This is a genomic window from Paenibacillus sp. 2003, assembly GCF_031455635.1.
In the GTDB taxonomy this organism is placed as follows: Bacteria; Bacillota; Bacilli; order Paenibacillales; family Paenibacillaceae; genus Paenibacillus; species Paenibacillus amylolyticus_B.
This window is the reverse complement of the sequence record NZ_JAVDTB010000014.1, coordinates 59,316-68,718: the sequence shown is the minus strand read 5'-3', so window position 1 is coordinate 68,718 and position 9,403 is coordinate 59,316. Positions and strand designations below refer to the sequence as shown.

The window sequence follows — 9,403 nt, the reverse complement described above, 5'->3', positions numbered from 1 at the left end:
CCACACGTACCCATCCCGAACACGACCGTTAAGCCCTCTAGCGCCGATGGTACTTGGACCGCAGGGTCCTGGGAGAGTAGGACGCCGCCAAGCAAAGAACCACTGCCGATGTTATTCGGTGGTGGTTTTTATTTGTTTATAAGGATTAAATATGATAAGTGGAAGCTCTGACATGATCGATACTGGAAGGTAACATTTTTGTTACGGATAACAGCAGCAAAACCAGTATAATAGGACTATGTTAAATATGCTAAAAGTACCTGACCACAGAGCTGGAATGTGCAGCTGTGAAAAGGAGGGTGTGTGTGTTAAGTTGGCGGAGACTTGGACTACAATCATTTCTGTTGCTTTGTTTGACCGTTGTTCTGGCAGGATGCGGTGAAGCATCAGGATCTGTATGGACTTCATATGAAGGTGCGGTGAACGAGAAGAGTTTTCCGGTGCCTAAAGTAGCGAATAAATCTGACCAGTCTGAAAATAATTCGGATATGGATTATGTTCGATATACGCTGTCTGGTATTAGTGAGAGTACTAGCTTGCCTGAGGTATATCTAGACGAGATTAAAAGCTGGGGTTGGACAGAGAGGCAAGCCAAGGGTACATCCAATGAATCCAGTACCTTGCGTGTATTTGCAAAGGAAGGACATACTGTGCATTTAGCAGTACATGATGGTTCCTTTACACTAATGGTTCCTAGAAATGATGCTACTCAAACGACAGTTAAATCATTGGCTGAAGACGATTGAGCTGTTGCGGGTAAGGTTGTATATGATTAATTAACGTTGTGATGTTCCTTATAATATAGTAAAGCTCCCGTGTACTTGATCGGGGGCTTTTTGTTATTTAGCGAAGTAGGTTTTAGTAATGATGGGAGAACCTATCACGTATGGTGGATCAGAACCCATAAAGGTACAGAAGGATTGGGGTAGTTTTCTTTCGTACACGTATATGTGGTATGTGTGCTTTAAGCATAGGGGAGTGTAGAGCGAGCGCTAAAAGTAGAGGGGAGAGATATAAGTTGTATAAAGGTATTGAAGTAATGAAAGGCTGATGGAATGCAGCTAGAAGACAGATAGAGCTCAGAGTGACAATAGATTTGCTCAAAGGTGTAAGATCTGCGAGATATCTGGAGCTATGAGGAAATGGAACGCCGGAGGAAAAGAGGAGAAAAATGGAGCCTCGAGTGGGGATAACTCATTTTACTATACCCATACTGTGGATAAGGGATAAGAAGGGGACGACAAATAAAGGTTATCCACTGTGGATAACCTTTATTTAAGCATGTGAGGCTGAGTCAACTGAACGATACACACGATCATGTTTTTGTATCAGATTATTCGAAGGGCTCAGCGGTTATGTATTACAGGTAAGTGAGGTACATTGAGTATTGCATAAATGAGGGAGCGTTATTGCAGATAGTATGAGACATCTTGTTCATTCAATTTGATGAGTCCATCTTTGCGCTCACGGGAGAGGACCATTACAACATATAAGCGAGGACCCAGCAACCACAAATGCCAGAAGATCAGCGAGAGGGTGAAGGACAACGGCGACCATATCAAACATACTGTAATGATACATAGTCCAATCCAGCTCATGTTAAGGTGTACCCGGACAAACATACGGAAGCTAAAATGCTGATCAGGGATATAACCTAACCAGGGCATACGCAGATTCCAGCGCCAGCGTTTGGCGTAAGAGGTACGGACCAGAAGTAATATGGTTCTGGCGATGACATAATGAATCCAGATGGTGATTGGACCTGCCAGTACAAAAAAGAAGAGGCCAGTCCAGGAGAATGCGAGTAGATTGAATAAGAGCATGATGACCGGCAGACACAGATAGCTGTAAATGACACTGCGGGCGATAGCCTTTTTTTTCAGGAGCCGGTATTGATAAAATGTTGCTTTATTCTCCGGTTCGGCGATCATACGATTATATATCCTCCTTCGGATTCACGTTTGTGTGGGGTAGGTATTCGTTTTTCTTACACGAGTAAAAGGGAATGAATCATGCATGTATGTATATGAACCTTGTATCTCACGCCATGACGATTGTACAAGATATTGAGATTCGACGGATCTTATCTCAGTATACTCCCGAATACACGGACTGTCAGGCTTTGATATCGTTATCATGTATTATATATCGGCTGGGATTCCAAGTTTTTTTAAGGAAATTGAATATAAGTTTGAGTCAGACCAAGAGATACGTGATGTAGAGGTAAATGCGATGGAATGTAGGATAACTGTACATACATAAGCAGGTGAATGTTCTTGTAGGGAGAATGAATGTATTTTTCGGTACAGACACCCAAGAGGGGGTGGGCGAATATATATATTTTATAGAAAGAAAGCACTATGAAAATGTTTAAAATAATAGAAACTGTGCAATACTGATAGTAAACGTAAAACAAGGTGGGATGGTTCATGGAAGAACATGCCGAACACACATGTATTATCTGCGAGCAAAGAAAAAGAGAAGGCATTTTTATTGTATCTGAATTCATATGTGACACTTGTGAAGCAGAAATGGTTCATACCGATGCGCAGGATGCCAAGTACAATTATTTTATTCATCAAATGAAGCAAATTTGGGTACAAAAAAACGCATAATGAATGTTGCTAATAGAAGTAGAAGCGAAACATCGCATTGCAATGATGCTGATGTGTATAGAGGCCCAATGGGCCTTTTTCTGTTTTTAAGAGAAGAGATTGTCTTGTTTGCCATCTTGGGAAGGCGTATGCTGATATAATGGTATAGATCATTTGCAGTAGAGCGTGTAGAGATGGGGAAGAAGGGCGTTCCTTGGATTAGGAAGCATTTTGGAGCGCATAGGGGGCACATTATATATGTACAGGATGGTTATTTCATGGAACATAAAAATAAATCAAGTAGAGCCCCTTTATATGAAGCGTTGCTTGCGTATCGTGATTCGAAGCAGCGTTCTTTTCATGTGCCTGGGCATAAGAATGGACAAGCTTACCGACATTTGCTGGAACAAGCAGAAGCAGGGCAATCTCCAGCTAAGGATATCGTTAATGAGGAACAACAGCACGGAGTGATTCAGAGCAATGCAGGAGGGAACGTTAACCGAAGGATAGAGCAATTCAGTTCAGTGGAGAAACATGGGGCTGACATGGGGAGTGGGGAACGATTTAGCGATGAAGGGGCTCTTTCGGAAATAGGATTGGTGCCGGATCGTTCATTTCTGGAGATGATGGAGATGGATGTTACGGAAATTACGGGCACCGACGATTTGCATCATCCAGAAGGTGTGATCCAGGAAGCACAGGAGCTTGCGGCAGATTGTTTTGGAGCGGAGGAGAGTTTCTTCCTTGTGGGAGGCAGTACTGCAGGTAATCTGTCCTTATTGCTCACCGTGTGTGATGAGCCGAACAGTATTGTGCTGGTGCAACGGAATATACACAAATCCGTTATTCACGGGTTAATGCTGGCCGGCGCAAGAGCTGTATTTCTGGAGCCGTGGGTCGATCCTGCGTCTGGACTTGCGGTCATGCCGTCGGTGGAGACGGTGCAGGCTGCTGTCCAGGCCTATCCTGAGGCAAAGGGCGTGTTGGTCACTTTGCCCAATTATTATGGCATGGGCGCAGATCTGACGCCCATAGCCGAGGTATGCCACGCTGCTGGCATGCCACTGCTCGTGGATGAAGCGCATGGCGCGCATTATGGGCAGCATCCGGAGCTGCCTGTCTCTGCACTGTCATGCGGAGCAGACGGTGTCGTGCAGTCAACGCATAAGATGCTGACAGCTTTCACCATGGGTGCCATGCTGCACATTCAGGGAACACGGTTAAACCGTTCCCTGTTAAGGCAGCGCCTGGCCATGGTGCAAAGCTCAAGCCCATCATACCCGGTGATGGCTTCGCTTGATCTTGCGCGCCGGCTGCTGCATGTGCAGGGCGCGAACACATTCACGGCGGGGCTCGCCGCCGTGAATGCTTTTAAGCGCGGCCTCGCGGAGCTGCCGCGCTTCCAGTTGCTGCAGCCTGCACAGCCGCTGCAGCCAGAACCGCCAGCCGGAACAGCGAAGCCGGCTGGCATGTCCGTGTCCGCTGCGCAGCAGACACGGGAGGGCCTGACCGCGGCGGCGATGCCATCTGCCGCGGGGTATACCGCTCAGGACCCATTCAAGGCCGTCATCTATGACGGCACAGGGGTGCTGAGCGGTTATGGGCTACAGCAGCAGCTGGAAGCATGCGGCTGTGTGCCTGAGATGAGCGACGAACGGTACGTCGTCTTGCTCTTCAGCCTGGGCTCAACGGTGCAAGATGCTCAGCACCTGTTGCAATCTTTACACCATATCAGCTCTGCCAAAGGGCATGAGCAGGTCCGATCTAATGCAGAGCCATCGCAACAGATTGTGAAAGGTTCTGCACATTATATTTCCACGTGGAACAATTTACAAGAAAACACTCGCTACTCCGAACCGATCTCCTTCACACTGCAACCGATTGTGGAGACGGATACGATCAATGTCCCGATAGAAGATAGCGCGGGTTGTCGATCAGCCGAGATGGTTATTCCATACCCTCCAGGGATACCGCTTGTATATTCTGGTGAACGTATTAGTACATCGATGGTGGCTCGTATACAACTCCTTCGGGATGAGGGTGCAAAGTTTCATGGGGTATCCGATGCATCTCTACAGGTATTGAAGGTTATGAAGGAATGAAGGGAACACATGAAGATCTGAATTGCATTCACCAATAGGTAGGCAATATGACCAATACGGATAGCGATACCGGACCCTACACATGTGAGGGTCTCTTGGTCATTAATCTAGTTGCTAGGGTGTGTCTTCAAACTCAGGCATGCAATACGTTGAAGGATGTCAGGGTCCAACATCTTGAAGTCAAGGATTGCTTATCCTGGCGAATTGTCCAGACGATTTTCTAAGGAACCGAGGATGTCTTATTTAACCTTCGAGTCCTCCTTTTATTTTGTAAGGAACCTGAGACACGTTATTAACCAAATTCACCTAACAAACACGCTGTAAACGGCTGGTTATTCCAATATAGCGTGTTTCAGATTCCTTAGATTGCTGCGGGCGCTTCAAATCGCTGAATAAGACGTCACAGGGTCGTTAGCGCTCCCGCTCCGTGCCCTACTCCAGACACGTTCAGTTTGAAGACACGCTCTAGTTCAACTTACAAAGATAGACATAAGAAAGAAGGGAACACTTTGGGTATTCCGCTAAAAAAATATACAGGAATAGTCCTGCAAGTTTTGTTGATGTACGGTTTTTACTGGATTGGCAACTTCATTCAAACTCTATTACATCTGCCGTTAACAGGAAGTATTGTGGGTATGCTGGTTTTGTTTATTGCCATTCAACTGGGATGGGTCAAAATGAGCTGGGGAGAAGAAGGGTCAACTTGGCTTCAATCCCATTTGCAATTATTGTTCATTCCACCTACTGTGGGCATCATTAATCATTTTGATTTTTTTAGAGCTAACACATTATTATTAGTTCTTGGTTTGATTGTTAGCACATTAATCACATGTCTGATATCTGCCAAATTAAGTGAGTGGCTTATGGCATGGAGATCGTCTCATTCAGGCAAAAAGGAGGCGATCACTTGTCAGCATTCATCCTCGGAATTGGAATGATCGCGCTAACCATCGCTGTATACATTCCAGCCACTCGTCTATATAAAAGGCTGAGATGGCCAATACTTATGCCTGTACTCACAACGACTGCCATACTGATCCTGATTTTGGTGATTTCCGGTATAAAGCTGGATACGTACATGCTGGGTGGCAAATGGATACAGGAGCTCTTGGGTCCAGCAGTTGTATCTCTCGCTTTTCCCTTGTCCAGACATCTGCATGTGCTGAAGCAAAATATCATTCCAATTGTGGGTGGAACAATCGGAGGCAGTATTACAGGTGTCTCCACAGGGGCTTTGATCGCCATTCTGCTTGGCTATCCTCAAGAGATGGTCATCGCTTTATTGCCAAAATCAGTGACAACTCCTGTGGCTATTCAACTCGCTAATCAGGTTGGAGGGAATGCCTCATTCACATCGCTGTTTGTGATGATTGCAGGATTCTCAGGGATATTATTGGGGCCGATGCTCTTGAAATGGGCCAAAGTCCGCAGTAAACATGCCTATGGGATTGGACTGGGTTCAGCATCTCATGCCCTCGGCATGGCAAGGTCTTTTGAATATGGAGAGAATGCGGTAGCCCTCAGTTCAGTTTCCATGATTGTCAGTGCCATTGCCGGATCAATTATGCTTCCATTATGGGTATGGATTATCTACGGTTGAACGCTTTACTTTGTTGTTCATGTTGGAGTAACCGCTGACCTATAGTATTATAGAAAGAAACAAACAAGCTTGTATGATCTTGGTGTTATTAATACGTACCGATATAGCTGTAGCTATACACCTCTGGGCGGGGGATATCATATCTTGTAGCAAGAGGGTCTAAGCATATTCAATTACAGCAGCAATAGATGCAATTATCGACATAGAAAGCAGGGAAGCATATGCAGGGCAGAGGTAAATTCATTACGCTGGAAGGAGGAGAGGGTTCCGGTAAAACAACAATGATCGGTAGAATAGGTTCTTATTTTGAAGAACGGGGTATACCTTACGTAGTTACGCGAGAGCCTGGCGGAATTGAGATTGCGGAGAAAATACGTTCAATTATTCTGGACCCTCTTCATACGGCAATGGATGCTCGAACAGAAGCGCTATTGTATGCAGCTGCACGCAGCCAGCATCTGGCGGAGAAAGTAGAGCCTGCGCTGAGAGCTGGAAAAGCGGTCATCTGTGACCGATTTGTCGATAGCAGTCTGGTCTATCAAGGATACGCCCGTGGACTCGGGATAGAGAATGTATGGGCCATAAATCGTTTTGCGATTGGTGATCTCATGCCGGATGTGACCTTATATCTGGACATTGAGCCTGAAGTGGGGCTTGCCCGGATCGATTCTCATGATGGCCGTGAAGTGAACCGTCTGGATCTGGAAAATCTGGAGTTTCACCGTAAAGTGCGAGAGGGTTACTTCCTATTAAAAGAGCAGTTCCCGGAACGAATCAGAGTTATTGATGCTTCCATGAAGCAGGAGGATGTCTTGGCAGCAATGATTTTGTCGCTGGAGACAGGGATTTTGAAGGATTTTGACGAGTAATTGTCTAATATATAGACAGGGCATTTGATAAAGATGCTTATTCTAAAGGAGGTTATGCAGGATGAAACTGATTGTTGCGATTATACAGGATAAAGACAGCAACCGATTATCCAGCGCATTGGTCAAAGCAAACTTTCGGGCAACGAAGCTTGCCAGTACGGGCGGATTTTTGAAGGCAGGCAACACGACGTTTATGATCGGTGTCGATGATGGTCAAGTCGAATCCGTAATGAACGTCATTCGCAGCAGCTGTAAGGTTCGTGAACAGCTCGTGACTCCGGTCACACCAATGAGTGGAACAACCGACTCTTACCTGCCGCTACCTGTTGAAGTTCAAGTAGGCGGAGCTACTGTATTTGTTCTCCCGGTAGATCGCTTCGAACATTTCTAATTTAAACGTTTTGCATGGAACCCATGAGGGTCTTTCATGATCAATAGCATGTTGGAAACGATGGATGCAAGCAGATTTAAAAGAAGTTCGTGTGTGCCACTTATGGAACCGCCTTTCTTGATCAGAAGAATTGGCACACTCTTTCCGAATGAACATTTTCTAGCTGGGGAATGCTCATTCGGAAAGAGGTTGACTACAAACAACAAGTCCTTAATGGTGATGTATATCTACCATTTATATAGAGTGTGATCAGCATATATAGAAGCCTCATCCTCACGCACAGGCGCAACGCGCACTGTGCTGATGGGCGATTAGCTAACTTTGATAGAAAGCGGGCGTACCCATGAAAATCAATCCTGGATTCAGACCGATTCAGAGCGGGATCAGTTCAACTGATTCAGGTTCCAAACCGGTTCAATCCAAAAATTTCTCTGATATGATGAATCACCAGGGGGAACGGGCCTCACAAGCTGAACTGAATCGCCGGTTTAGTGAAATCCAGCTTCAGGGCGATCGCTTGGCACGTTCCATGACGATTCGTGAACTGAAGGCGTATAAGCAACTTGTTAAAAGGTTCCTGGAAGAGACCGTTCGTCGCGGTGTATCCATGAAAGAGACAAGGGGTTGGGATCGTCGTGGCAGAGGCAAGCGTTATAAGCTGATTGATGAAATTGACTCCGCTCTGTTATCCATGGCTGATGAACTGCTGGATACAGAAGAAGGAAAAATCTCTCTATTACAACAAGTAGGGGAAATTCGGGGGATGCTTATTAATTTAAGCTTCTGAGGAGGAAGTATGTCCTTTCAACAGATTATGGGTCAACAAGCGGCCAAGCAAATGTTACAAAGCAGTTTGAGACGTCATGCAATAAGCCATGCGTATTTGTTTAGCGGTCCAGCTGGTAGTGGGCAACGGAAGACGGCAATTACCTTTGCCAAGGCAATATTCTGTACAGAGCTTGAAGATGACGCTTGTGGGCAGTGTCTTGAATGCCGTAAGGTAGATCATGGTAACCATCCGGATCTAACCATGCTTGCGCCAGATGGAAACAACATTAAAATAGATCAAATCCGGGATCTGCAGCGTATTTTTTCATACCGATCAGAGGCAGGACATCCCAAAGTATATATTATAGAACAAGCCGAGAAAATGACGGTGCAGGCAGCAAACAGTTTGCTCAAATTTCTGGAGGAACCGCAGGTACCAGCAGTCGGCATCCTGATTACAGATAATGGACAGGCCATGTTGCCAACGATCCGCTCACGCTCCCAATTGGTGCCGTTCAGCGCACTGAATCCGGAAGAGATGCTGCAATCCCTGATCGAGGAAGGGCACCCTGCCAATCTGGCTCGCTCTGCCGTCCATTTAGCGTCAGGATTGGAAGCATGTAGAGAAATTCTCCAGCAGAATTGGTTTGCAGAAATTAGAAACGTAATGTTACAATTAGGGAAGGAGTCCCTGGGTAGAGGAAGTACATCATTGATCTCTGCACAGCAGAAGCTTTTTAAAACCGGACTCTCTGAACATCTGGACATGTTGCTTAGTTTGTTCCATCTATGGTTTAGGGACATGCTGTATGTTCAGTACGATAGGCATGAACATATCGTTTTTATAGATCAGTTAGACATGTTATCTCAGTTGGCACATACCCGCAGCACAGAGCAGTGGGTCTCCTATATGGATATGGCCGCAGCATGCAGAAAAAAATTGCGTTTCAACGTCAATGGCCAGCTTTGTCTGGAGCAATTTTTGATCGGTTTGGCATAAGACTGGGAGAGGGCAGAGTAAGCTCCAATCATATGCAAACGGTTATAACTTCGGCCGGTTCCCTAAGAAGACGGGGCTT

At 45.8% G+C, this 9,403-nt stretch carries 10 protein-coding genes and 1 rRNA gene; 10 read left to right on the top strand and 1 reads right to left on the bottom strand.

Annotation, left to right across the window (positions count from 1 at the left end; all coding sequences use genetic code 11):
- Together rrf and J2X75_RS29265 are read left to right on the top strand one after the other, a co-directional pair.
- A 5S ribosomal RNA gene (rrf, locus tag J2X75_RS29270) occupies positions 1–93 on the top strand; the annotation flags it as partial.
- Between the two features lie 212 nt (positions 94–305).
- Entirely contained in the window at positions 306–746 is a 441-nt protein-coding gene (locus J2X75_RS29265; protein ID WP_017691399.1) for a hypothetical protein, read from the top strand.
- Positions 747–1,406: 660 nt separating this feature from the next.
- Here the strand turns inward: J2X75_RS29265 and J2X75_RS29260 are convergent.
- Positions 1,407–1,931 carry a hypothetical protein gene (locus J2X75_RS29260; RefSeq protein WP_076216777.1) on the bottom strand — a complete coding sequence of 175 codons (525 nt, stop codon included), beginning with the start codon at positions 1,929–1,931 and terminating at the stop codon, positions 1,407–1,409.
- Positions 1,932–2,429: 498 nt separating this feature from the next.
- Here J2X75_RS29260 and J2X75_RS29255 point away from each other — a divergent pair, with 498 nt between their 5' ends.
- The 8 genes from J2X75_RS29255 (at position 2,430) to holB (ending at position 9,324) form a co-directional block, all read left to right on the top strand.
- Positions 2,430–2,615: a sigma factor G inhibitor Gin gene (locus J2X75_RS29255; protein WP_017691396.1), complete on the top strand. Its 186-nt coding sequence runs from the start codon at positions 2,430–2,432 to the stop codon at positions 2,613–2,615.
- 257 nt (positions 2,616–2,872) lie between these two features.
- On the top strand, positions 2,873–4,696 hold the full coding sequence (locus J2X75_RS29250; RefSeq protein ID WP_310343050.1) for an aminotransferase class I/II-fold pyridoxal phosphate-dependent enzyme: 1,824 nt from the start codon (positions 2,873–2,875) through the stop codon (positions 4,694–4,696).
- A 509-nt stretch (positions 4,697–5,205) separates the two neighbouring features.
- The gene (locus J2X75_RS29245) at positions 5,206–5,634 is read left to right on the top strand and encodes a CidA/LrgA family protein (RefSeq protein WP_307540913.1); all 429 of its coding nucleotides are present in this window, start codon (positions 5,206–5,208) and stop codon (positions 5,632–5,634) included.
- Positions 5,604–6,296, top strand: coding sequence for an LrgB family protein (locus tag J2X75_RS29240; RefSeq protein ID WP_083657392.1), 693 nt, complete (start codon positions 5,604–5,606; stop codon positions 6,294–6,296). Before J2X75_RS29245 ends, J2X75_RS29240 begins: the two co-directional genes overlap by 31 nt.
- 221 nt (positions 6,297–6,517) lie before the next feature.
- On the top strand, positions 6,518–7,165 hold the full coding sequence (gene tmk / locus J2X75_RS29235) for a dTMP kinase (RefSeq protein WP_150364164.1): 648 nt from the start codon (positions 6,518–6,520) through the stop codon (positions 7,163–7,165).
- A 61-nt stretch (positions 7,166–7,226) separates the two neighbouring features.
- Positions 7,227–7,556: a cyclic-di-AMP receptor gene (locus J2X75_RS29230; RefSeq protein ID WP_017691391.1), complete on the top strand. Its 330-nt coding sequence runs from the start codon at positions 7,227–7,229 to the stop codon at positions 7,554–7,556.
- A gap of 343 nt (positions 7,557–7,899) precedes the next feature.
- Entirely contained in the window at positions 7,900–8,343 is a 444-nt protein-coding gene (locus J2X75_RS29225; RefSeq protein ID WP_017691389.1) for a YaaR family protein, read from the top strand.
- A gap of 9 nt (positions 8,344–8,352) precedes the next feature.
- Positions 8,353–9,324 (top strand): DNA polymerase III subunit delta', encoded by a 972-nt coding sequence (gene holB / locus J2X75_RS29220; protein ID WP_076216771.1) that lies wholly within the window; start codon positions 8,353–8,355, stop codon positions 9,322–9,324.
- The last annotated feature ends 79 nt before the right edge of the window (positions 9,325–9,403 follow it).

Excerpts from the sequence above, each read along its gene's own strand:
- J2X75_RS29260 (WP_076216777.1), bottom strand. The coding sequence starts at position 1,931 with ATGATCGCCGAACCGGAGAATAAAGCAACATTTTATCAATACCGGCTC.
- J2X75_RS29255 (WP_017691396.1), top strand. The coding sequence starts at position 2,430 with ATGGAAGAACATGCCGAACACACATGTATTATCTGCGAGCAAAGAAAA.
- J2X75_RS29250 (WP_310343050.1), top strand. The coding sequence starts at position 2,873 with ATGGAACATAAAAATAAATCAAGTAGAGCCCCTTTATATGAAGCGTTG.
- tmk (WP_150364164.1), top strand. The coding sequence starts at position 6,518 with ATGCAGGGCAGAGGTAAATTCATTACGCTGGAAGGAGGAGAGGGTTCC.
- J2X75_RS29230 (WP_017691391.1), top strand. The coding sequence starts at position 7,227 with ATGAAACTGATTGTTGCGATTATACAGGATAAAGACAGCAACCGATTA.
- J2X75_RS29225 (WP_017691389.1), top strand. The coding sequence starts at position 7,900 with ATGAAAATCAATCCTGGATTCAGACCGATTCAGAGCGGGATCAGTTCA.
- holB (WP_076216771.1), top strand. The coding sequence starts at position 8,353 with ATGTCCTTTCAACAGATTATGGGTCAACAAGCGGCCAAGCAAATGTTA.